Consider the following 25,322-nt stretch of genomic DNA (forward strand, 5'->3'; position numbering starts at 1 on the left):
AGAATGATGAGCAAAGATCAATATAATATCAGGGAGATGAATAGTTGTTTGCCCTCTGACAACGAAGGCTTTAACTCTCTTATGCAGCTTGCGTTTGATTTGCAGTGGTCATGGAACCATGCAGCGGATAGGTTATGGAACGAGCTTGACCCGCAGCTTTGGGAACTTACACATAATCCCTGGATTATTTTGCAAACAGTATCTCGTGACCAATTGGACAAAAAATTAGCAGACCCTATTTTTATTGGCAAAGTGAACACACTATTAAAAGAGAAAGAAGTAGAGTATTCAAGTCCTGCTTTGTTTCAGCAAAATCATCCGAATGCGACGTTAACCTGTATTGCTTACTTCAGCATGGAGTTTATGCTTAGTGAAGCATTGCCAATTTATGTTGGTGGATTGGGCAATGTCGCAGGTGACCAGTTAAAAGCTGCAAGTGACCTTGGAGTGCCTGTAGTGGCAGTGGGGCTGCTCTATCAGCAGGGTTATTTTAGGCAGGAGATAGATAAATATGGAGGCCAGCAGGCAATGTTTCCGTATAATGATCCGGGACAGTTGCCTGTTATTCCGTTGCGTTTGCCCAATGGCGAATGGTTGCGTTTAGAAGTCAAATTAGGAGGTTATACTGTTTGGTTGCGTACATGGCAGGTTAAAGTCGGCCGGGTGAGATTATATTTATTAGACAGCAATGATTTGGTCAATCTGCCGATGCACCGGGAAATAACGAGCGAGGTATATGGTGGCGACTCTGATATGCGTATTAAACAGGAAATACTTTTAGGGATTGGCGGATGGAAAATGCTTGACGCACTTGGTGTTAAACCTGAAGTGTGCCACATGAATGAAGGGCATGCTGCATTTCTTATATTGGAAAGAGCGAACAGCTTTATGAAAGCTACAGGCGTTTCATTCGAAGTGGCGCTGGCAGTAACAAGAGCAGGTAATTTATTTACGACGCATACTGCCGTTGCCGCAGGCTTTGACCATTTTAGCCCGCAACTGATGGAGAAATATTTTTGGTAATTATGCTACGGAAGAACTCAAAGTTAATTTAAAAGATGTATTGGCGCTTGGGCGTTTAAATCCTGATAATACTTCCGAAAGTTTCAATATGGCTTACCTCGCCATTCGCGGCAGTGGAGTAGTAAATGGTGTAAGCTTCACTTTTGTTTGTACTACATTGAAATCAAAGCTTGCGCTTTCTCTACTACATTTTCTACAGTAAAGCCATACGCTGCCATCACTTCTTCACCTGGCGCAGATTTCCCAAACCTGGAAATGCCGATTATATCCCCTTCATCGGTTACGTATTTATGCCAGCCCAATGGAGATCCTGCTTCTACTGCCAATCGTTTCCGTAATGACGCTGGAAATATTTTTTCTTTATAAGTTTTATCCTGTTTTTCAAATAATTCCCAGGATGGCATACTGACCACACGTGCGGCTATGTTTTGTTCCTTTAATTTTTGCTGAGCTGCCAGCAACAATTGAACTTCCGAACCCGTTCCGATCAAAATAATGTTTGGCTGTGTTTCTGATTCCGAAAGAATGTAAGCCCCCCTTTCCAATTCAATGGCTTTTGTATATTTTTCCTGGTCAATTACCATAATTTCCTGACGGGTTAGTATTAAGGCAACGGGGCCGCCGGAGTGTTCAATGGCTACCCGCCAGGCTTGTACGGTTTCATTGGCATCGGCAGGGCGGATCACCATTATATTGGGAACAGAGCGTAAACTGATCAGTTGCTCTATGGGCTGGTGGGTGGTGCCATCTTCACCTAAAGCAATACTATCATGTGTAAAAACATAAATGGTGCGGATTTTCATAATCGCTGCCAGCCGGATAGGGGGCCGCATATAATCAGAAAATATCAGGAATGTAGCGCCGTAAGGAATAATGTATTTACTAAGCGATAATCCATTTAAGATAGCACCCATGGCGTGTTCTCTTATGCCAAAGTGAAAATTGCGGCCTTCATAATTTGTGGCTGAAAATGATTTGTATTTTGCTAAGATCGTGTCCGTAGAGGGAGCGAGATCAGCAGAACCTCCTATTAAATTTGGTAAATAATCAGCCACCGCATTTAATACTTTGCCTGAGGCTTTGCGTGTCGCCATTTTTTCCCCGCCTTTAAAAACCGGTAGCTTTTGTTTCCATCCTTCCGGTAATTTATCGCTGCTCAATAACTCGTATTCATTGGCCAGTTCCGGATATTTTGCTTTGTATCTTGTATAAAGAATGTTCCAATCCTTTTCTTTATCTATTCCCTTCTTACCTGCTTCATGATAATAATTCAATACCTGGTCGGGCACTACAAAATATTTATCAGGGTCAAAACCAAAATTAGCCTTCACGAGCTTCACTTCCGGCTCACCTAACGGAGAACCATGCGCAGCAGCCGTATCTTCTTTATTGGGGCTACCATAACCAATATGTGTTCGCACTTTTATCAGCGAAGGACGATCGGTTTCTTTTTGTGCGTTTTTTACTGCTGCTGTTAAAGCATCTAAATCATTTCCATCTGCAAGTACCTGTACATGCCAGCCATATGCTTCAAAGCGTTGTGCCAGGTCTTCATCAAATGCAATGCTGGTATTTCCTTCAATAGTTATATGGTTATCATCATACAAATATATCATGTTCCCTAACTGTAGATGACCTGCTAAAGAAGCCGCTTCGGAGCTTATACCTTCCATCATATCGCCGTCGCTGCAAATACTGTAAATTTTATAATTGAAAATGTCAAAGCCAGGTTTATTATACCGGGATGCCAGATATTTTTGTGCAATGGCAAACCCCACACCGTTGGCAAATCCCTGCCCTAATGGACCAGTCGTTACTTCAATGCCGGGTAACAATCCGTATTCAGGATGCCCCGCCGTTTTACTGTGTAGTTGCCGGAAGTTTTTAATATCGTCGAGCGTAATGGGATAACCTGTTAAGTACAAATAACTATATTGCAACATGCAGGCATGGCCGCAGGATAAAATAAAACGATCCCTGTTTGGCCATTCAGGATTTCTGGGATTGTAGTTCATGCTTTCCGACCATAAAATATGGCCAACTGGTGAAAGCCCCATAGGCGTTCCGGGATGACCGGAATTTGCTTTTTGTACCGCATCCGCAGCAAGAATACGAACGGTATTGATCCCTTGTTGTTCAAGTGTTTCTGTTTTCATGATCTGTTAATTAATTTGCTTTTGCAAAAATTTATTCTGATTTATAATCATATCTGCTGAGTTTTATAACGCACGGCTATTTCTACAATTTTATTCAGAGTAAGCCCTTGAAATATGATGGAAATGATGACCACGAAATAGCGGCTTGAAAGAATAATTTTCCGGGTGGTAGATTCAGGAAGCATTAAAGCCTATCGAAATGGTAACCACTCCTATGACACCTGGTAGTTTTATAATGCGTTCATTCAGGTAAGAATAAACAGCACTGGTAATAATAAGAATTGTAATTATTATTAATAAACCCAATAAAAAAATTTAATATAGCTTATTGTTTAATTCATAACTTTTGTATGATTTAAAAATTGTTTTGTATTTCTTAATCCCTTTATCGAGAAGCCTTACCGTCAGTCAATACAGTTTTTCCTTGATGTTTTCGAGGGTAGCCGTGTACACCAGTTCGTCAATGTGTTCCAGTTTGGTTTCGTCCTTGTTGTGATATTTCAGCTGCTTTAAAAGATGGGTAATAATGGCAATATGGGCTATTTTTTTATCTTCAGCATTGACAATGAACCAGGGGGAATATTCGAAATTGGTCTTCTCCAGCATTTTATCCCTTGCATCCGAATATTCTTTCCATTCCTTCCGGGCATCCTTGTCAATAGGACTGAGTTTCCATTTTTTCAGGGGATCTGTTTCCCGGGAGTCGATCCTTTTTTCCTGTTCTTTTTTGCTGATGTCCAGGTAGTATTTCAGGATGATGAAGCCTGCATCGTGCAGGATCTTTTCGAATAATTCCACCTCCGAAAAGAAGGATTTGTATTCTTTGTCGCTGCAAAAATGCATCACTTTTTCCACGCCGAGACGATTGTACCAGCTTCGGTTGAAAAGGGTTAATTCCCCCTGGATGGGCAGATGAATGACATAGCGCTGGAAATACCATTCTTTTTCCTCCCTGTCCGAGGGTTTGCCCAGGGCAACCACCTTTGTCTCCCTCGGGCTAAGATGTTTGATGATGCTTTTTATGGTGCCGTCCTTGCCGGCGGTGTCCCTGCCTTCCAGGATCACCAGCAGCTTGAGCCTGGAGGAGATGATTTCCTTCTGGAGCTTGACCAGCTCCACATAAAGCCCATGTGCCGTTTTTTTTCTTTCTTTTTTTATCATATAGATGGTGTTAATGCATATTTATTATTTTGTTGATCGGCTGATTCTGGCGCCGAACGGTCAGTGTCGCTACCCAACCTGAAGAATCCTTTCATTTTACCCCCCATTTCCAATTACGGATCTCAGGAAGATCCTGGCCATGTTTATTGATATAGTGCTTGTGCTCGATGAGTTTGTCGTGGATGAGCTGTTTCAGATAATCTCCTTTACTGCCCAGATCCGGCAGCCGATCCACTACGTCTTTAACGAGATGAAAGCGGTCCAGCTCATTTTGTACCCGCATGTCAAAGGGTGTCGTGATGGTGCCTTCTTCCTTGTATCCCCTTACGTGCATTTTGTGGTTCGTGCGCCGGTAAGTAAGCCGGTGTACCAGCCATGGATAGCCGTGAAAACCGAATACGATGTGTTTGTCGGTGGTGAAGAGCGAATCATAGTCGGCATCGGTCAGGCCATGGGGATGTTCCAAAGAGGGTTGAAGCTTCATCAGGTCGACGACGTTGATCACACGGATCTTCAGCTCTGGCAGATACAAGCGTAGAATGGATACTGCCGCCAGTATTTCCAGGGTTGGGGTGTCTCCGCAACAGGCCATGACTACGTCGGGTTCTGACCCCTGGTCGTTGCTGGCCCATTGCCAGATGCCGATGCCTTGTGTACAATGCACGACTGCCTGATCCATGGTCAGCCATTGAGGTAGGGCATGTTTCCCAGCGATGACTACGTTGACATAGTTCCTGCTTCGCAGGCAATGATCGAAGACGGACAACAGACAGTTGGCATCCGGCGGCAGGTACACGCGGACGATATCGGCTTTCTTGTTGATCACGTGGTCCAGGAAACCGGGATCCTGGTGTGTGAATCCGTTGTGGTCCTGCTGCCAGACATGGGAGGCCAGCAAATAATTCAGGGAGGATATATCCCGTCTCCAGGGTAGTTCCCTGCATACCTTCAACCACTTGGCGTGCTGGCTGAACATGGAGTCGACGATTCGGATGAAGGCCTCGTAGCTGTTAAATAGCCCATGTCGACCGGTCAGCAGATAGCCTTCCAGCCAACCTTCACATTGATGTTCGCTCAGCATCGAGTCCAGTACGCGTCCCTGGGGAGCCAGAAATTCATCGCCCTTTTCGGTGCGCGCGTCCCATTGGCGATCGCTGGCTTCGAAGACGGCGCCCAGCAGGTTGGACAGCGTCTCATCGGGACCGAAGATGCGAAAATTGCGCTTGTCCTGGTTCAGCCTGGTGACGTCGCGCAGGAAATTGCCCAGTACCATGGTATCTTGTCCTTGCTGTTCGCCGGGGGAAGGCACATGGACGGCATGGTCATGAAAGTCGGGCATACGAAGGTCGTGCAACAACAATCCCCCGTTAGCATGCGGATTGGCGCCCATACGCCGGTCGCCCTTTGGCGCGAGCTCGGCCAGCTCCGGTAGGAGGCGGCCGTTCTTATCGAATAGTTCACAGGCCCTGTAGCTTTTCATCCAGGTCTCCAGTAAGGGAAGATGGTCGGGATGGTCTGGGTCCACCAACAGCGGCACCTGGTGGGATCGGAAATTACCTTCGATAGGTAAGCCGTCCACGACTTTAGGTCCTGTCCATCCCTTGGGGGATTTCAGGACGATCATCGGCCACCGGGGTCGGGTGGTATCTTTTCTGATCCGGGCATTAGCCTGTATTCGTTGGATCTCCTTAATCACCTGATCCAGGGATTCGGCCATAAGCTGGTGCATCTTTTCAGGGTCATCCCCCTCTACGAACCAGGGTGTCCAGCCATTACCTTCCAGGAATTTTTCCAGTTCTTCGTGCTCGACGCGCGCCAGCAAGGTAGGATTGCTGATCTTATAGCCATTGAGATGAAGGATAGGAAGCACGACGCCATCGGTGACCGGGTCAAGGAGCTTATTGGACTGCCAGGAAGTGGCCAGCGGGCCTGTTTCTGCTTCTCCGTCGCCGATGACGCAGGCGACGATCAGCCCGGGATTATCGAATGCCGCACCGAAGGCATGGCTGAGCGAATAACCCAGTTCTCCACCCTCGTGGATAGACCCTGGTGTGGTTGGCGCCACGTGACTGGAAATGCCGCCGGGAAAAGAGAATTGGGAAAAGAGTTTTTTCAGGCCCTCTTCGTCCTGCCCAACGTTCGGATAAACTTCACTCCAGGTGCCTTCCAGGTAGGTGTTGCCCACGAGGGCCGCGCCGCCGTGACCGGGACCTGCGACATAGAACATATCCAGGTCAAACTTTTTAATGACCCTGTTCAAATGGACATAGATGAAATTCTGGCCGGGCACCGTGCCCCAATGACCGACCACCAGCGGCTTTACGTGTTTCATGGTCAGCGGCTCCTTCAAAAGCGGGTTGTCGTAAAGGTAGATCTGCCCGACGGATAAGTAATTGGCCGCCCGCCAGTAGGCGTCCATACGGTTAAGGAGTTCTGGGGATATAAAGTTTTCCGGTTCCTCCTGACTTCCCGGTTGGGCGAAAGGTACTTTCTGAGTCGCAATCGATCCGTGGCCAAGAGTCACCTGATCGGTGGATAAGTCATTTGTATGCATAATTCAGTAGGTTTTCAAAAAATGCTAAAATATCGTTAGTTAAATAATGTACCCTGTCGGCTGTCATATTGTTGCTTCGAAAGCGGTCTCCATCAATGTGCTGTATTCGCCGCGACAGGCGGCGCGGTTGCAAAATGCGCGGTGATATAGGGCCTTTTGTGCGGCAGGTACGTGGGTTGGAATACCCTCCCAGATCTCCAATGCGGGCTGCTGAATGGCACGGGCAAAGGAGAAGGTGAGTGTCCATGGAGCCGGTGCATAGGCGAGCGCATGCAGGGCGTTGAGACGTGCAGAGGCGAGCTCGGCGGGTTGGCCGCCTGATAAAAAGACGATCCCGGGAACGGCGGTAGGGACTACGGATAAAAAACAGCTTAAGGTGGCATCGGCTACTTCTCTGACAGTGGGTTGCAGGGCGCGCGACAGATCCGGAAGGATCATATTGGTTTTTAAGATCAGGCCCTCAAGCATGACTTGTTTATAAAGGAGTTGGTGGAAGACTGCTTGCAGGACTTCGCCGGTTACTTTGGAGCAACGCTCTATGGAGTGGGATCCTTCCATCAATACTTCGGGTTCTACTATCGGAACCAGCCCGGCCTCCTGGCAGAGGGCGGCGTAGCGGGCGAGGGCGTTGGCGTTAACGTCGATACATTCGCTGCTGGGGATGTTATCGCCGATGGCGATGACGGCGCGCCATTTTGCAAAACGGGCGCCCATGCGGTTGTATTCGGTGAGACGTTCGCGCAAGCCATCCAATCCTTCGGTTATCTTCTCGCCCGGCCGGCCGGCGAGCGCTGTTGTTCCGGTATCCACTTTGATACCCGGGATGATTCCGGCATTTACCAGGATTTTGAGGAAGGGAGTGCCATCCGTGGTTTTCTGGCGGATGGTCTCGTCATAGAGGATGGCACCGTTGATGCAATCGCCAAGGCCGGGAGTAGTGACGATCATCTCCCGGTAAGCCCGTCTGGCCTCCACCGATTGCGGAATGCCGGCGGCGGCAAAACGGCGGTTGCAGGTTGGTGTGCTTTCATCCATGGCCAAAAGTCCTTTGCCGTTGGCGACGAGTGCCCTGGCGGTCGATATGAGTTGTTGAGTGTTCATGGAGATGGTTTTATTATTCCGATGTCAGGAAGACACCGTTGCCGGTGGCTATGCTGGGGAGCAAATCGATCGTGCAATACGGGACACACGCGCCCAGCAAACCAATGCCACGAATGATAACGAAAATGAGTCCGGAAAATGGGCTTTTGCTTTTCATGAAATTCCTCCTGGTTGTATATTTGGATACAAAGTTCATGCATCCTTGGGCGGTTGCCGTTACAGATTTATGGAAAGAAGTTGTATATATCACTGTTTATTTATTCCGGGGCTTAGTTAGAAGAGCTTGATAGCAATGCCTTTTTGTCTATATAGACAGAGGCACTCGGTCCAATAACTCATCGGTTTGCCATCCGTTTCACTAAACCAGATGATTTTAGCTTTAAACCGGTTATCTGGTATGTATACTGAAATTTCAAGTTTTTTTGGGATCGACTCCCAATTGCCGCAAATACTTTCCCGGGACGATTTTGCCTGACCGAGACAAACTTTCGCCAATAAAATCGTTAAAATGAGCTGGAATAAACACTTTAGTACCATTAATTCAGGGCTATTGGCAATGGTTTTTGTGATAATGACTTTGTATAAAAGGAATGACGGCTTATGGTTTTGGCTTTATATCGTCGCCTTTGTTTTTAAAGATGAATGGAGGGGCCTCATAGTCTTTGGGCAGGTAGCCCGGCGGAATGGTGTTTTGATTACCGTCCCGCATGGAATGGTAATGTGGGGACATGATTTCGATCCCGGCTTCGTTGCAACTGTCCTGGATATGCTGATGCAACTCTGAGTAAATGGACGCTTGTTTATTGGCTTCGCGCGTATAAGCATTAAGCTGATAAGAAACATAAAAATCATCCAGACTTGTCTGTAATACGAATGGGGGCGGGTCTTTAAGAAGGAAGGCTGTTCTGTTGGCCGCTTCGATCAGGGCCTGGTGCATGTCTTTCCAGGGGACGTCATAACCGATGGTGACAGTTGTATGGAGAATAAGCCCTTTTTCTTCCGGTTTGGTATTGGTGGAATAGTTGATCGTGCTGCTGGACAGTACAGTGGCGTTGGGTACAGTGATGTCCTCATTCTTGATGGTGCGTATCCGGGTCACGAGCATATTCTTTTCCATGACATCACCGGTCACCTCCCCAATCCTTACCCGGTCACCGATCTTAAAAGGTCGCATATAAGTAATGACCAGACCGGCCACCAAATTGGTAATAGCGGAAGAAGACCCGAGCGAGATCAGGATCCCCAGGAATACAGAGACCCCCTTAAAGGAAGGGGAATCCGAACCCGGCAGATAGGGAAATATGAGGATGACCAAAAAAGCGTATAGCAGGAATTTTAAAATATTATAGGTAGGATGGGCCCATTCTTTGTGAAAACCTTTTAGTTGGATGCGTTCCTTTTCAACCTCGGTGGACAGATAGCGAATCCCCCGTATGGCATATTTGATAATGAAATAGATCACGAGGATGGTGAAAAGGTTGGGCATGAAATCAATAATGCCGCGAAATGCGGATTTCGCAGGCGTTAGGATCCAGCTTAACAAAGTGTCCGTCCATTTCTCCGTGACGGCAAAAATGCCCGAGGATATCAACAAAGCCAGATAGACAGAAAAAGCGATTGTCACGATGCGAAGAAACTTATTGACGCCTAATACGAATTGCTCCAGTTTATCAGGGCTTAAAAGCCGGATGCTGCGGACTGTCAGTCCTTTCAGGTACGATCCTCTATGTTCCCTTATGAAACGACCGGATCGCTGATATAGTTTATTAATGAGAAAGATCAGTAAGATAAGCCCGGCAAGAACGAGCGCCATCAGTCCAAAACGCCGGAACCAGTTTTGGAGACTATTGGCCTCTCTTTCTTTGATCACTACCGAGGTGATTCTTGTGTGGTAGGCTTGTGCGAGGGAATCCGTACTTGTATTGGCCCATAATGCATCGATGAGGGAAATGCTCATGATCGTCAAATCATTCCTATATACCATATCATAACCATTCTCTGTCGGTACAATGAACAGTGAATCGGGAAAAAAACTATACATTTTATATAATCTGCCGATCCGTTGAGACACGGCACCGGCACGGTCTTCGGCGCTAAAAGAACCGATCCGGGCATAGAGGTAAAACAGGGTGTCATAGTTAAGGATCACAGGATACCCTATTGCATTTTTCTTTAGGGAATCGATCTTTCGTAACTGTTCCACCCTGCGAAGGGAATCCCTGGCGGCAATCTTGTTTAACTGTGCCTGTAACTCACGTGTCTTGCCGGCATCGCCGGCGGCCATTTTTAATTCCGATTGCAATTGCTGCCGGACGGCAGAGTCGATAATGGATTGCTCCTGGTGCTGCAGGATCAACTTTTCAGTGATGTGCGAGGTGTCTTGCAAGATAGAATCCTTTTTTGCCGTATCCTTCTTCGGTCGTTCTTGGCCGGTGGCGTGGAATGCCTGCAGGATGCACACCGCAAAAATAAAAATATAGAGCTGTTTCATGTACATGAATTCGGAAATTGCAAAATGGCAATACCTTTTCAAGATAGTTAAAATAAATCTTATTTATAACTTCTGATCGGTTAATCATTTCCAAACTTTACCCGAAATCCTGTATTTTTAAGCATGGACACTCAGGAGATACTAACCATCACCATTGTTCTTGCAGCACTGTTTGCATATATCAACCACCGGTTCATTAGGTGGCCCCCCACGATCGGTATCGCAGCTCTTTCTCTCCTGTGTTCTCTTCTCCTGGTGTTGTTCGGAAAGCCGCAATATTTTGTAAGCGCAAAGGCGATCCAACTGGCCTCTTCTGTAGATTTTAAGGATCTGCTGATGAATTTCATGCTCAGTTTTTTATTATTTGCAGGCGCCATCCACGTGGATGCAGCCAAGCTGAAGCGGGAAGCCTGGCCTGTGATCCTGTTAGCGACGTTGAGTACTATTCTTTCCACTGTCGTGATCGGTACGCTTGTCTGGTATTTTTTCGGTCTTTTTGGCATTCCCATTCCTTTTATCTATTGTTTGCTTTTCGGGGCCCTTATTTCTCCCACAGACCCTATAGCGGTGTTAAGTATTCTTAAAGAGGCGAAAATTCCTTCTTCGCTGGAGCTAAAGATCTCCGGTGAATCGTTGTTCAATGATGGGATGGCTGTGGTGATCTTTATCAGCATTGCACAGGCTGCTTATTCCCCGACGCCGGATTTTTCGGCGCTGGTTATTGGAAAATTGTTCCTCCGGGAGGCGCTTGGCGGTTTATTGTTTGGTACAGTACTGGGATATATCGGTTTTTGGGCGTTGCGCTCCATTAACGATTATAAGGTAGAAGTCTTAATCACCCTGGCAATCGTGATGGGCGGATATTATGCGGCGGGGCATTTGCATGTTTCGGGTCCGCTGGCAATGGTAGTGGCGGGGATCATTACCGGAAATAAGGTCAAAGCTGGGGGGATTTCAGCGATCAGCCTGGATTATGTAAACAAATTTTGGGAGATCATCGATGATATATTAAATGCCATTTTATTCTTATTTATCGGTCTGGAGATGTTGATTATCAAAGTTAACTCAACCGTTCTTATCATAGGGGCCATTACGATACCCACACTGCTGTTAACCCGATGGCTTTCTGTGGGTATCCCGGTGTTCCTGCTTCGCCGGAAGATCAACTTTGAGCCATGGGCCATTACTATCCTCACGTGGGGAGGGTTGAGGGGTGGCATATCCGTTGCGCTGGCGCTATCTTTAAGCCCTTCCATGCACCGCGATGAATTTGTACTGATCACTTATATGATCGTCGTCTTTTCGATATTGGTACAGGGCCTGACAATCGGAAGTGTTGCAAAAAGACTCCAAAGACCCTGATCCGGGGATCGGCAAGGCTGAAATCAATTCTAATGAAAATATCCCACTAAAGTACCGCTTTCTATTTACTCCCTCCGTTGATCAATTCCATCGTATAACTCAGCTCAGGGTCTTCGCTGCTCCGCACAAACCCGATAAATTTTTCCATCGGCATTTCTTTGTCGGGGAGTACACCCCGGCCATTGTCGGTTGTAGAGTTGAAAAAATACAATTCGGATATGGGAATGGTGAGAATCGACTTTGTATGGGGTAACAGGTAATTCAGGAACCAGGCGGCGGTAGTGGCCTGCTCACCGCTGCCGGTTTCTTTTCCGACAATAAGACCGCGTTTGTTCTTCTGCACCAATGAGGCGAAATAGGTGGCAGCTGATACGGTTCCCCCGCCGGTCAGTACATATACGTTTCCGTTAAAGGCATCTTTATCCGGTGGGAAATTCTCCAGCTGTCCTTCTTTCAGGCGGGCATTGCCGATATAAAATCCGGAAACACTGTCTTTGTCAAAACGCTGATACAGGAAGTTCTTGTTGTTCCGGATATCATCATCAGACATTTTTCTGCTGCCATCGGCAATGGCATATTCAGGATAGGCTATATCAATAGTCCGGGCCCTGTAATTATAGACATTGTGAAAGGGTTTTGCAGACAGGAAAGAATATAAGAGGGCGGAGATCGCCGGGTTACCGCCGCCATTGTTACGAATGTCTATGATTACCTGCTTGTACCCCCGCTTGTTCACTTCTTTAAAAAAAGTACTGAACTCTTTATAGGCATAGGATTCATCTAAGTTGAAGGAATTGACAGTGAGCATACCGGTCTTTGTTGCATCCTCATAACTATCGAAGATCCAATAAGCACGCTGCAACTGGTTTACCGGGATTACAGACAGTTTGCCCGAATGAAAACCCCGGGTAGGCGTGGAAGATGCCATGCTCAATTTCTTTACGGATTTACTGGCAGGATCGAGGAATTCTATCTCATAATTTTTAAGATCGTAATTGCGCAGGCTCATGACCATCTGGAAATTACTATACATCCTGTCCGTTCCTGTAGTGATCAATCCATCACTGTACGCGAAAGAGGTGAGCGAATTGATAATGTCTTTCACGGGTTGTTTATTGATGCTTACCAATTCTGCTGCATAAGGTATTTCGCCGCCCTTGATATTCACCAGCATTTTACCGCGTTCGATCATTATCGGGAAAGGGAAAAAATTGAGGGTTCGGTATATTTCTTTGGTATTGTCATCCGACCAGCGGAAATTGGTGTGCACGTCCCTGATCAATTGGATGGGAGAATATTGCAGCGCGGCGAACACATTGTTTTGTTCAGCGGCCTTCTTTATCAGGGAATCCACTTTGCGTTCGAGGGTGGCCGAGTCGATGAACTTGTACGGATTGGGGTGCTGTTCTTTTAAGATCTGCATCGCCAGCCGGTAGTCCGCGATCAGCCCTTCCCTGGTGAGATTAGGCAGTTCTTTAATCTGTGCGGTGGTGTTGAGGCACAAGGAAACCAGTATGGCGGTGACGCCATATTTCAGAAAATAATTCATACTTATAATTTTATTACGTTGTGATTAATCAGGCATAGGATAATCAGGCATAGGATAACCAGGTATCGGATGATTAGGTATTGATCAATTCGAGGATTCCTTCATTACGGATGATCATCATGCCTTGTCTGTCTTCGGTGATGCCTTCCTCCAGCTTAAAGGTATAACGGGGGCGCGGGCCGTCCATTAAGGTGGGCAGGAACCTGAACTGGATATTGGGAGTGCTTTTCAGCACTTCACCCACTTCAATAATATGGGTAGATACCACAAAAAGACAATCCTGGTATTCAGCAAAGGCTTCAGTAACAGCCAGGGTCCCGTCGTAGGCATCTTTTACATTGGTGCCTTTGAACAGTTCGTCGAACATCAGCATCAGGCGTAGTCCGCTGGCGGCAGCTTCGGCGGCCTGTTTTACACGCACCACTTCCGCATAGAAGTGGCTGTATCCGAGGCCGATATTATCGGCGACGTTGATAGAGGAATATAACCCATCACGAACGGAAAACTCCATTTGTGAAACTGCCACAGGAAACCCCATTTGCGCCAGATAAAGGCCGATCCCGAGGGATTTCATCAGGGTGGATTTTCCTGCCATGTTTGCCCCGGTGAGAAAGAGTACATTGTCGTTTTCCTGTAATAGAAGGTTATTGCCTACGGCACCGTCAATACAGGGATGCGCCAGGTCTTTCACCTTCAGGATGTTTAGCTCAGGCGGTAATGCCATCGCATAGGAAAACCCCTTTTTTACCGCCACACTGCTCACTGCTATGTTTAGATCCAGTTGGTAAATAAATAGCAGCAGGTTTTCCATCTCCCCGTATAACCTGCTTTTCAGCAGGTATTCATAAAACGCGAGCGTTTTCACCGGCAGCGCCTGATAGATATCTATGTTCCGGAGGCGCTCCAGGTGTGGGTTTTCGAGCATCTTTTTTATCTCGTTGACCCTGTCAGCAAAGGGCCCGCCTGCGGGATGCAGCAATTCAACGATTCCCGCGCATCTTTTGATGGTGACAATAGTAGCCTGTAATCCCTGAATATTCTTTTTATACCGTTCATCGCGCGTGAGGCCGGAGAGTAGTTTTTTGATAACGGTATTGATGAAGATGGCCGGTGCGCTTTTACCAGCGCCTGCATCCAGATATTCCCGCATCAGGGTTATCTGCTGCACATCAAAAGGAAAGGAAAGGGATTGTTCCTGGAAAAACCGGAAGATGCTGCTCCGCTCATTGATTGCTGCTACATGGGTCAACGGGTTACGGAACATGTCATCCATCAATTGCTCTGCCCCCCTCGTTCGCACCTGGTTGAATAAGTGATACACAGATCCCTGGCGGAACTTGCCCAGCAGGTTTAATTCATCCAGTGTCTGCCTGTCTATTCTGAAACTCATAAGGGTTGATTTTTAGGTCAGACGGCCCTTTTACGGCCGTTCTTCAATATTTCCAAAATGCCTTCGTTGCGAATGATGATCATGCCATGCCGATCGCCGGTGATGCCTTTCTCCAGTATATAAGTATATTCCGGGGTATTTCCCATCATGCGCGTCGGAAGATATTGAAACCCGATTCCGGGTTGTTTGGTCAATTTCTCCCCGGCCTCCACAATATGAGAAGAGATAATGAACAGGCTATTTTTCTTCCGGGCAAATGCTTCGGTGATCTCCACTGTGGCCTCATGTGCATCTTTTACATTGGTGCCCCGGAACAACTCATCAAATATGATGAATAAAGATTTTTGGGCGTGCAGCTCCGTTGCCACTTTCTTTACCCGCAAGACCTCCGCATAAAAGTGACTGGCACCAATACCCAGGTTATCCGGCAGGTTAATAGTGGTGTAAATGCCATCCATCACCGAAAACTCCATAGAGGCAGCTGCCACCGGAAATCCCATATGCGCCACATAGACGGCAGTGCTCAGTGCACGCAGGAAGGTAGACTTACCCGCCATATTGGCGCCGGTAAGGAAGACCAGATTCCGGGCGGCATCCATGCATATATCATTGCCGACAGGATTCTTTAGCTCGGGATGATAAACGCCTTTCAGCTTTAGGGTTGTGCTGCCTTTTTCCAGCGCTTTTGGGAAAATGAACTGGTGATCTGACGCTACTTTCGCAACAGACATATACACATCGAGGTAATAAATTGAGCCCAGCAATTTTTCAATCTTGTTTCGCTCCCGCGTTCTGAACAGCAGGTCATAGGCGGTTACGGCGGCATAGGATAATTTGCCTTTTTGTTTTTCCCGGAGGGCAGGTTCCAGGGCCGGGTCTGTCAGCAGGGCTGCAATGGATTCGCGCTCCGGTGTATACGCTGCGATGGCGGCAATTTCATTTTTTCCGATAAATTCCTTTACCTGCTGAATAAGCCCGATAACCGCCGCTACGCCATTATTAATTTCCTTTTCGCTCAATACGCTTTGCCGCGTGCCCTGTTTTTTCTGCTCATCTGCGGTGATCAGGTACTTTTCTGCCATATCGAACAAGGCTGCTTCAAATGGGAAAGGCTCTTTCAGTCGGGCAAATTGTTCAATAATGCTACTGCGGCGGTTAATGGCAGTTTTATCCGCTAAGGGATGACGGAACATTTCTACCAGTACCGCTTCTGCACCCCGGGTATGGGTATGATTATACAGATCATAAATCCCGCTCGCATCTCTTTTGCCAAAGATCCTCAGATCATCTATCGTTTGTTCATCTGTCAATAAATGCATGGTTAAACTTTTTATTTTCTTTTACGCCTGATCAGCAGCACAGTACCCAGGATCAGCACCAGGGCGGGTAGCAGATAAACGAAGATAATTCGCTGGACTCCTGCCGTTTCCGGACTAATGGTCAATAATACGTCGATGAAATCAGGACGGGGGGTATACACCGGGAACCGTCCATAATCCATCCAGTTATATAAAGCGACACCAACAAAACTGCCACCTTGCCGGAGGTTGCTCATCCAATCTGCATCTCCTGCAACCAGGATACGTTGTTCTTTATTGCCAACCTGCCTGGTCATAGCAATAAGTGTCGGGAAGGAATCTTTCTTATAATCCCCTTCCGCTAAATTGAAAACCGGAGCCACTGAATCCACCACTAGTGTGCCTGCTTTCACCCATACTCTATTGGGATGTGTCATCATGAGTGGTTTCACGGTAAAACCATTTCCAGGCGCATAAGCAACTTCGACCGTTCCGGGCATATTCAGATCAGCAGTATCCACCCCTTTTTTTCTCAATTTAATGAGGCTCGGGTCTTCTGCCAGGAAGACCATATTCCTGTTAAGATAAGGCCTTATCATATTGGGCACTTCATCTTTGGAGAGTTCCACCATGGTACCTGGCTTCAACTCAACGCCTATAAGCCGGAGCAGGGGATTCAATACATGTTGTTTCCCCGGCTCACCAATGATCATCATATTGCCGCCTTTGTCGATATATTGTTTCAGCTTGCTGATGGTAGTGTCACTCAATATAACTTTTGGATCGGCCACGACCAGGGCCGTAAGATCTGCTGGAATATCCTGCCTGTCCAATGACAGGGTATCAAAATTATATCCGTGATTGATCAATGCGGACCGCCTGTCCTTGGCCAGGGTATGGGAATTGAATTCACGTTCCCCTCTTTTATTAATATCACGCTCCAGATTGCCGGTAACATAACCTACCCTGGGCAGGTCCTTACCCAATAATCGTTTCAGGGCAGCCGCGGTCGTATTTTCATCGGGCCAGAAATTGGGGTCATCAAAAGTCCGGAGGAAGGTGGTCCGGCCTTTGTATTTTAGTTCCATTACCAGACGATAATCTTCGGGTTCCGGATCAAATTCTTTGTGGATTTCCTCCGGCGGCATAAACCTCGAAACATTTATCTCGTAACCCCGCGCTATTTCTTTGGCTGTTTCTTTCATGGTTTTTCCGGGCCAGATGGAGTGGTCTTTCCAGTAATCATAATAATATCTGTATGTGAATTTGATATCCGGTTTGAAACGGACGTACTTTTCCCAGACATCATCGAGGTAGGCATTCCGGTTGGCCGGAAATCCATTAGCGGCGCCTCCACCCAGCAAATTGCAATACAAAACTATTTCCAATGGTTCATTACCCAGCTCTTTTACAATTTCCTGTGCCTTTGGGTGAAGGGTATTCAGCTTGTTGCGGGTGGCATCCCAATATCCGATCATGCCGGGCCTCGATGAAATATAACCGATCGTGAGCGTGCTCAGGAACACCAGCATGTACCTTCTTGCTTTTACATACCAGGGAGAAGATTCGCGTCCCCCTTTCAGCTTGAATAAAGTAAATCCAAGGAACATATAAACAACCAATATAAAATAGATCACATCCTTCGTGGTGACGAGTCCGTTCAGCATTTTGTTTGTTCTGCCGGCGAGAGACAGGAAATAGGTAAGGTCGCGTACAAAATCATATTCCTGCCATAGTTGACCGACATAAGAAAGTGTGAAAAGCAGCGTAAATGTCCCAATCGCCGATACGATCTGATAGGTAGAGAGGCTGGACATGAACAATCCAATGGCCGAATAGGTACATAAAAGGAGGAAGTAACCCAAAGAAACGGAGACCAGAAAGGTCAGATCGACCGACTTGATACTAAAAATAGCGGTTGTCATGAAGATACCTACAATTGTTAGCAGCAGCAGGTTATAGATCATGATGGACAGGTATTTTCCCAACACGATGGAGCGTAATTTAACCGGTGAAGAGTACAGCAATTTAATGGTGCCATTGTTTACCTCCCTGCTGATCAATCCCATGGTGAGAAGGGGAACGAATAAATATAAATTCCGCATTACATTACTCGTAAAGGCGCCGGTTGGTGAAAAAATACCGATGGTGAGTGTAAGGCCCCAGTCTTTGAACTTAGGATCGTTCCGCATAGCCACGTCCTGCCAATTGGCAAGCGGGTAGATGGCACTGGCAAAGAATATCCCGCACTGTACCATAAATGCAATGGTTAAAAACCAGGCTACAGGGGAATAGAAGAGGTTGCGAAGCTCTGTCTTCGCGATCTTGAATATCATTTTCATCGGTAAACTTATTGAAGGGATTGAGAAGATAATTGTTTGAAGATATCGTCGAGCAGGCCTTTATCGAGACCGATCTCCCGCAGGCGCCAGCCCTGTTGTATGCTGGCAGCAATGATCCGTTCGGAAATTTCCTGATCGCCATCGAAATAAATCCTGACCTGGCGGTCGCTGAGAAAATCAACCTTTGTGACGCCTTTTATTTGCTGCAATTCGGTGACCGGCGGGGGATTTTCAAAATGTGCCAGTATACTGTGGGGTTGTATATAGTTATTAAAAGCATCCATCGAATCAGAGAATACGATCCTGCCGCCTTCAATCATGATCACTTCCCTGCAAAGCAGGTTTATTTCAGACATGATATGGGAGGACAACAGCACGGTATGATCAACCGCAATTTCTTTGATCAGTTTCCTGGCTTCAATCAGCTGGTTCGGATCAAGGCCATTGGTAGGTTCATCCATAACCACCAATTTTGGCTTATGGATGATGGCCTGGGCAATACCTACCCGCTGCCGGTATCCGCCCGACAGGTTCCTGATCAGCCTTGTACTGAAATGGGAAATTCCTGTCCGTTCCTTGGCCTCCTCCATGGCAGCCCTGATCTTATTTTTTTCCATTAAACGTAGCTCTGCGCAATAGCTGAGGTATTCATCTACGGTAAGATCGGTGTACACCGGCGGGTTCTGCGGTAAAAACCCGATATCCTTTTTGGCTATTTCCGGTTCTTCACGCACATCTACGCCGTTGATAAAGACCTTGCCTTCCGTCTGGTTCAACACGCCGCACATAATGTTCATGGTAGTTGACTTGCCCGCACCATTGGAGCCTAAGAGACCCACGATTCCGGTTTGACCGATCTCAAGATTAATATCCCTGATGGCCCAGGAACTGCTATACTTATGTGATAGCTTTTCTATTTTTAGTATGTTGCTCATAATTGGTGATGGCTCATAATTAATTTAAGATGAATAAATGCATAAGGGGTGATAGACCTATAGCGTCATTGTTTTTAATAATGTGAGAGTAAAAAGGCTGCCGGGGCGTTGTCGCCTGTGCCATCCGGCTTCCCTACCAGGGCGATCGTAAAACTCCGGTATATCCATAGGTTGGGATTTGGCCCGCCGGGATTATTGATTTGGTCAGTGGTATAACTTGCTAATAAAGTACCCGAAGCAGCATCCCGGAATTCAAAAACGTAATCAGCCAGAGAACTTTTCACTGCGTAACGATTAAAATCAGTGATGGCCTTGTAGCCCAGGCTGGTCACTTCCGACCCATTGACCGCTCCCTGAATGTTGACACTGATAGCGCCGCTGCCCAGGGAAAGATTTACAAACCTTATTCCCATCGCACTATCATCCCGTGGAAAGAACGGTATGATATCATGAACCAATAGGGTGTCAGGCGCATCGATCGTGCCTGTCAGAAACAGCGAGCTTATGGAACCAACGGGTAGGTCCACCATAAGATCGAACAGTGGCTTGTCTTTTGCCAGCGTATCGGGATAATTGAACAGTCTTATCCGCTGGGAACCGCTGTACGCATTGAACTGGTTCTGATTTTTGGCGTATCCTTTATAAGCGAGTTGAGTCGCTGTATAAAAGGTGACGGGACCATCGCTGGCGAAGTTGGTCGACAGGATGCTGCTGCCTGTCACCCCATTCGCAATCGTAAGCGATGCCGTACCGGCAGGAATGCTTTCTTTTGCACAAGAAATCAAAAACATTACAGACAGCATGGTCACGAACGATAAGTGAATGGCTCTTTTGCCGCTGAAACGGTTATATGAATGATAGGAGGGGTAGGGAGAATTTGACATATAATTAGTTATTTTGGTTTAGATAGTTGTTTTGGTTTAGAAATAACCCGGGTTTTGCAAGAGGAAATGGTTGGTGGTGATCTCACCTTGCGGGATCGGATACAGCAACTGGTAATCTCCCAGCCAGGGCAATTTTAAGGGGATGGTTGTCAGCACAGTTTGTGCGCGCCCTGTCCGTTTGAGATCGAACCAGCGATGGCCCCATTCAGTAAATAATTCTACCTGGCGTTCATGCGCAATGGCTGTTACCACCTGGTCTTTGTTGAGAGAGATGGGCAGGTCGGGCAGGCCCGCCCTGTTGCGAATGCTGTTGAGATCAGTTATGGCTGCAGGAGGGCCTCCCGGAGCGCCCAGTGCGGATGCCTCTGCACGGATGAAATACATTTCGGATAGACGTAGCACCATAAAATATTCTTTGGCCGCACCGGATGAAAGGTTAGCTGCGCCGATCTTATACTTAGCAGGATAGAATGAAATGTAGGGAAGCCCCGGGTTATTGCTATTATCGGTGCTGTCTATCCAATCTATCCTTCGGTGGTCACCGGGTTCAAAAGCATTCATCAGCTGGTCCGATAACCTTATAAAGGTGCTTCCGGTATGTAGAGGGTTAGGTAACATGCTATAACCTTGAGGGGTGGCATCCTGCACCGTACTATTCTGGTCGGTTTGTTTCAGTTGCCAGATGGCTTCCTTGCTGGTGCTAAGGAAAACCTGGTTCAAATCTGTTTCCAACGCATATAGATTGTTATTATTAATAACATCGGTGGCAGCGGCAGCGGCATTTGGGTAATCGCCCTGGTAGAGATAGACCCTTGCCAAAAGTGCAGTAGCTGCCCATTTATTGGGCCGGCCCCTTTCATTTAGCACAGCATAATCCGACCGAAGGGAAGCCTGTGCCTCTTTCAGGTCTGCGATGATCTGCTGGTATATCTGCTGCTGTGGGGTTCCTGGCATGGTAGCTGTTTTATTAAAGTCTACCGTGAGCGCGAGGGGTACATCTCCAAAAAGATTGGTGAGATAGAAATAGGCCAGTGCACGCACAAATTTTGCCTCACCTGTGAGTTTTTTCCTCGCGTCATCCCCGAGTAACACAGATGTAGATGCTGCTATTCCTTCGATCACTGAATTGGCTCCATAGATCGTATTATAAGCAGTATTCCACAGTTTGTAGGTATTTGTGGAATAGGTAATATTCAATTTGTTGGTACTAAACAGATAATACTCCAGTGTTCCGGGACCATCTGAATTATATAATTCCCCCGAAGACAAAGACCCCAACAAACTGACAAGCCCTGCACTCCACACGTCTTGCGAAGCCGTGGAGATGGTGGACTGATCCTTACCATTGATCATACGGGTATAGATCCCTGCCATAGCCCCTTGCGCCTGTAGATCCGTGACGAACACCTGTGCCGTGGTAATGGTATTTTTAGGTCCCGGAATACTGACCAGTTTCTTGCAGGATGGCTGCAGAAGAGCACACAAAATGCAGATGAGCGATAATAGTATGGTTTTTTGTTTTATTAGCATGGGACGACATTTAAAAAGTAAACGATAAGTTACCAACAATGATCCTGGCCGGAGGCAGGCTAGAGGGATCGAGTACATTGGGATCTATGCCTTTGTACCGGGTGATGGTAAAAATATTATTGGCATTCACCGAGAACCGGCAGCTCTTGAACCCTGCTTTTTTTATAAATTTCTCTGATAAGGTATAACCAAAGACAATATTGTTCAGCCGAAGAAAAGACCCATCTGTATAACTGCCATCTGAGTTCACCAGTAATGCGGTTGGCATGGTGGTAAAACGAGGGTAGATCGCATGATCCCCGGGTGTACGCCAGTAACTTTTGAGTGCATCGGCCGGCAGGTACATATTTATCATCTTGCCTGGCGGATAATTACCAAAAAGATTCACCTGCATCTGTTTGCGGAAAATAAAAACAAGTCCCAGATTAAAACCTTTATAGGACAGCTCGGTCCTGAAACCCCCATCATATTTAGGGTTGTAGTTCATGGCCACATACCGGTCGTCCGTTGTTTCTCCGGGTATCTGGTTGAAGTTCGAAGTGATAAATCCATCTTTATTATAATCGGCAAAACTGTAATCGCCGGTTAACGGATCTATTCCAATATAATGAAGCATATACCTGGTGTTCAACGATTGGCCTATCTTATATTGGGTGGCATAGGGAGATGATTCAAGACCGGGATAGGCCAGTAATTTGTTCTTGCTGAATCCAATATTGAAGGCGGCAGACCAGGAAAATTTCCTATCCTGAATAATCCTGAAATCCAGCGAGATGTCGATCCCGGTGTTTTCCACTTTAGCAGGAGAGTTGGCTACTACGGAAGGAAAACCGGTGTAAGCAGGGGTTGGAAGGGTAGTTAACTGATCGCCGGAAACGTTACGGAAATAAACAACATCGAGGTTAAGCCTGTCTCTCAAAAAACCCAGGCTTACCGCAGCTTCCAGTTTTTTATTGGCTTCCCAGTGATAATCCTGGTTTACTGCGTGGATGGGAACAAAGGGGCGGACCCCATCATAATCGTACAGCGTACCAGAGGGACCTCCGGTAGTGGTCGCCCATTGCGATAAGTATTGATAATCACCAATGCCATCGTTCCCGGTTAGCGCATAACTGCTCCGGATCTTGAAGAAACTGAACCAGGATGGCAGGATCTGCCTCATCCATTTTTCCTGCGAAATATTCCAGGAGGCGCCCACAGACCCGAAATTCCCATACTGTCTGTCTGTTGCAAAACGGGAGGATCCATCCCGTCTTCCATTAAAGTTAATGATGTATTTATTTTCCCAGTTGAAGTTGATGCGCCCGAATGCAGCTGCATACTTATATAAGCCATAACCTTCCGTTGACTGCTGGAACAATGCATTACCGACACTTTGGATCAGTTCATCATTGGTAAAGCCAAATGCGGTAGTGTTAAGCGTGCTGGTGGACTGGCTTTCCAATGAGGCCCCTCCGAAGATCTCCAGTCTTCCTTTCCCGATCAAACGGGTATAGGTCAGGAGCGGGCTCAAACTCCAGTTGGCGAACTTTGAACTTCCGTAAATTGCTGTACCCAATGACCCCAATGCGGGGTCGGTGGAAGAAATGGGAATGAACCAGTCGTTCGTGCTTTGCGCATTGCTATAGGATGCAGTACCACTGAATTTAAGACCCTTTATGATATCATAACCAATCGCAAGGCTGGTTTGGAGATTATTGGTTTTGGTGATGGATGGCTGCAGTAACCTTGTGAAGGGATACCTGTTTCCCACCGATGCGTTTGTCCCCACATTCCACTCGGCATAGTTCATCCTTCCGGTACTGTCGTATACCGGAGGCGCATTGGGTGGCAGGGCCATGTCGTTAATAGCTATTGCATCCACAAATGTATACGTATAACCGATCCTTAGTGTGGCAGATAATTTCTGGTCCTGGCTGATATGAGAAAAGGTGGCGGCTGTGGTCAGGGCTTCCTCCTTTCCGCTCTGATCAAAAACACTTTTTTGTGTAGAATAATTACTGCTGAGCCTGAATGCGTTCTGGTAATCGCCTCCTGATACCTCTCCGTTTATATTGGTGGACCGACCAAGGGTCAGTAACTTATTTTGCCAGTCGGTATAGCGCGTAGTATCCCATGCTACCAGGTCCGGTGCATTCGAGATATCAGGCACTATCCCATCGTTCCTGAATGCCTCCCTGCGTACGGCGAGGTACTGCTGCGTATTCATCATTTTACTATGATGCGGCACATCGGTGACCCCCTGTTGAATACCCATCATAAAGGAGGTCTTCCCTGCCTTCGCCTTTTTGGTGGTAATGATGATCACACCGTTTGCTGCACGGGAGCCATAAATGGCTGTTGCATCACCATCCTTCAATACTTCGATACTTTCAATATCATTTGGATTCATGCCAAAGAGAATGCTCTGGCCTCCAGCCTGTGAAATACCTCCCTGCACAAAACCAGGAGATACACCCGACTGGTATTGGATCGCACTACTTACGTCAAGTGCAGCACGGGGAACACCATCTATGATGTACAAGGGCTCACCTGAAAATGTTTTGTTCAGTGAGTTCCTCCCCCTTATTTCTATTTTAACAGGGGAACTGGCGTTACCTTGAGTGGGTGTAATGATCATGCCAGGCACTCTACCCTGTAATGCCAGGAGAGGGTTCATAACTGGCTGGTTCCGGATCTCCTCTCCGCGCACCTTGGTAATATTGCCGGTGGCCAGTCGTCTGCTGGTAATACCATAGGCTTGTACGACGGCCTCATCGAGGTTATTGGTAGCGATCTTCATGGCCACTCCCAGTGTATTACCCGTTGCCCTGACCTGCAGGGAAACCGATTCATAGCCTATAATAGAGAAAGTAATACTGTCATCCCCGTTCACGTTCTTCAGGGTGAATAAACCCCTGCTGTCCGTTTGAGTTCCTTTGCCGGCATGGTTCAGCACAATACTCACACCCGCCAACGGTCCTGTTGTTTTTTCGTCAAACACGGCACCGGAAATATCGCGGCCCATAGGATCCTCAAAGGACGAGTTGGGCTGTCCTTCCGGTTTACGAAAGATGACGATGGTGGAATTGATAAAGGTGTATGTCAAAGGCTGTTTGACCAGGATCGTTTTAAGGAAGGCTTCAATAGGTTGGTTCTTCGCATTCACCGTAATGGTGGCGATAGTGTCTACCTGTTCGGGGTTATAAAGCACATCATAGTTGGTTTGTTTTTTTATTTCGTTAAATACCTGTTTCAGGGTAACGTGTTTACCGCTGAATGTGACGTATACATTAGCAGGGGCGGATTGTGCCACTGCATCCGCCGGTACCTGCAGTACAACGGCCATCAGCAGGATGATCGTTAGGGTCCGGTAAAATCGCTTTTTTGAAATGATCGGCGGGCCTTTTTCAACGGCGAGCTTGTTCTCATGGGGCATTTTTCGCATAAAAGTAGTTTGGTTGAGTAATTGATCGGGTCGGACACAGCTCCGCCCATTGCTACAGTAGTAGTTTTTCTGCATACCGGCCATTTTCCGGGCCCGTACGTCAATCGGTTCTTTAGGTT

Annotated in this window: 15 protein-coding genes; 2 read left to right on the forward strand and 13 right to left on the reverse strand. The window is 47.0% G+C overall.

Annotated features, from left to right (window positions below; genetic code table 11):
* The first annotated feature begins 3 nt into the window (after positions 1 to 3).
* Positions 4 to 1,023 (forward strand): alpha-glucan family phosphorylase, encoded by a 1,020-nt coding sequence (gene glgP, locus ACX0G9_RS25135; protein ID WP_459067727.1) that lies wholly within the window; start codon positions 4 to 6, stop codon positions 1,021 to 1,023.
* 152 nt (positions 1,024 to 1,175) lie between these two features.
* On the opposite strand, the gene tkt is transcribed toward glgP, so the two are convergent.
* The 5 genes from tkt to ACX0G9_RS25160 all read right to left on the reverse strand — a co-directional run bounded on the left by tkt (position 1,176) and on the right by ACX0G9_RS25160 (position 10,486).
* A complete protein-coding gene (gene tkt / locus ACX0G9_RS25140) occupies positions 1,176 to 3,179 on the reverse strand; it encodes a transketolase (RefSeq protein WP_459067728.1) in 2,004 nt (667 codons plus the stop codon).
* A gap of 408 nt (positions 3,180 to 3,587) precedes the next feature.
* Positions 3,588 to 4,340 (reverse strand): polyphosphate kinase 2, encoded by a 753-nt coding sequence (gene ppk2 / locus ACX0G9_RS25145; protein ID WP_459067729.1) that lies wholly within the window; start codon positions 4,338 to 4,340, stop codon positions 3,588 to 3,590.
* 91 nt (positions 4,341 to 4,431) lie between these two features.
* Positions 4,432 to 6,894 (reverse strand): phosphoketolase family protein, encoded by a 2,463-nt coding sequence (locus ACX0G9_RS25150; protein ID WP_459067730.1) that lies wholly within the window; start codon positions 6,892 to 6,894, stop codon positions 4,432 to 4,434.
* Between the two features lie 63 nt (positions 6,895 to 6,957).
* Positions 6,958 to 7,995 (reverse strand): class I fructose-bisphosphate aldolase, encoded by a 1,038-nt coding sequence (locus tag ACX0G9_RS25155; protein ID WP_459067731.1) that lies wholly within the window; start codon positions 7,993 to 7,995, stop codon positions 6,958 to 6,960.
* 598 nt (positions 7,996 to 8,593) lie between these two features.
* Complete coding sequence (locus tag ACX0G9_RS25160) at positions 8,594 to 10,486, reverse strand: mechanosensitive ion channel family protein (protein WP_459067732.1); 1,893 nt, start codon at positions 10,484 to 10,486, stop codon at positions 8,594 to 8,596.
* A 123-nt stretch (positions 10,487 to 10,609) separates the two neighbouring features.
* Between ACX0G9_RS25160 and ACX0G9_RS25165 the strand changes: the two genes are divergently transcribed.
* On the forward strand, positions 10,610 to 11,848 hold the full coding sequence (locus ACX0G9_RS25165; RefSeq protein ID WP_459067733.1) for a cation:proton antiporter: 1,239 nt from the start codon (positions 10,610 to 10,612) through the stop codon (positions 11,846 to 11,848).
* 61 nt (positions 11,849 to 11,909) lie between these two features.
* Here the strand turns inward: ACX0G9_RS25165 and ACX0G9_RS25170 are convergent, their stop codons facing one another.
* The 8 genes from ACX0G9_RS25170 to ACX0G9_RS25205 form a co-directional block, all read right to left on the reverse strand.
* Positions 11,910 to 13,397: a S41 family peptidase gene (locus tag ACX0G9_RS25170; protein WP_459067734.1), complete on the reverse strand. Its 1,488-nt coding sequence runs from the start codon at positions 13,395 to 13,397 to the stop codon at positions 11,910 to 11,912.
* A gap of 73 nt (positions 13,398 to 13,470) precedes the next feature.
* The gene (locus tag ACX0G9_RS25175) at positions 13,471 to 14,787 is read right to left on the reverse strand and encodes a MutS-related protein (RefSeq protein WP_459067735.1); all 1,317 of its coding nucleotides are present in this window, start codon (positions 14,785 to 14,787) and stop codon (positions 13,471 to 13,473) included.
* Positions 14,788 to 14,804: 17 nt separating this feature from the next.
* Complete coding sequence (locus tag ACX0G9_RS25180; protein ID WP_459067736.1) at positions 14,805 to 16,106, reverse strand: MutS-related protein; 1,302 nt, start codon at positions 16,104 to 16,106, stop codon at positions 14,805 to 14,807.
* A gap of 11 nt (positions 16,107 to 16,117) precedes the next feature.
* Positions 16,118 to 18,427: a Gldg family protein gene (locus ACX0G9_RS25185; protein ID WP_459067737.1), complete on the reverse strand. Its 2,310-nt coding sequence runs from the start codon at positions 18,425 to 18,427 to the stop codon at positions 16,118 to 16,120.
* A gap of 8 nt (positions 18,428 to 18,435) precedes the next feature.
* Positions 18,436 to 19,362 carry an ABC transporter ATP-binding protein gene (locus tag ACX0G9_RS25190; RefSeq protein ID WP_459067738.1) on the reverse strand — a complete coding sequence of 309 codons (927 nt, stop codon included), beginning with the start codon at positions 19,360 to 19,362 and terminating at the stop codon, positions 18,436 to 18,438.
* Positions 19,363 to 19,436: 74 nt separating this feature from the next.
* The gene (locus tag ACX0G9_RS25195) at positions 19,437 to 20,246 is read right to left on the reverse strand and encodes a hypothetical protein (RefSeq protein WP_459067739.1); all 810 of its coding nucleotides are present in this window, start codon (positions 20,244 to 20,246) and stop codon (positions 19,437 to 19,439) included.
* A 36-nt stretch (positions 20,247 to 20,282) separates the two neighbouring features.
* Positions 20,283 to 21,776 (reverse strand): RagB/SusD family nutrient uptake outer membrane protein, encoded by a 1,494-nt coding sequence (locus ACX0G9_RS25200; RefSeq protein WP_459067740.1) that lies wholly within the window; start codon positions 21,774 to 21,776, stop codon positions 20,283 to 20,285.
* A 10-nt stretch (positions 21,777 to 21,786) separates the two neighbouring features.
* A complete protein-coding gene (locus tag ACX0G9_RS25205) occupies positions 21,787 to 25,203 on the reverse strand; it encodes a SusC/RagA family TonB-linked outer membrane protein (RefSeq protein ID WP_459067741.1) in 3,417 nt (1,138 codons plus the stop codon).
* Between the last annotated feature and the right edge of the window lie 119 nt (positions 25,204 to 25,322).

Source organism: Flavitalea flava, assembly GCF_054461575.1.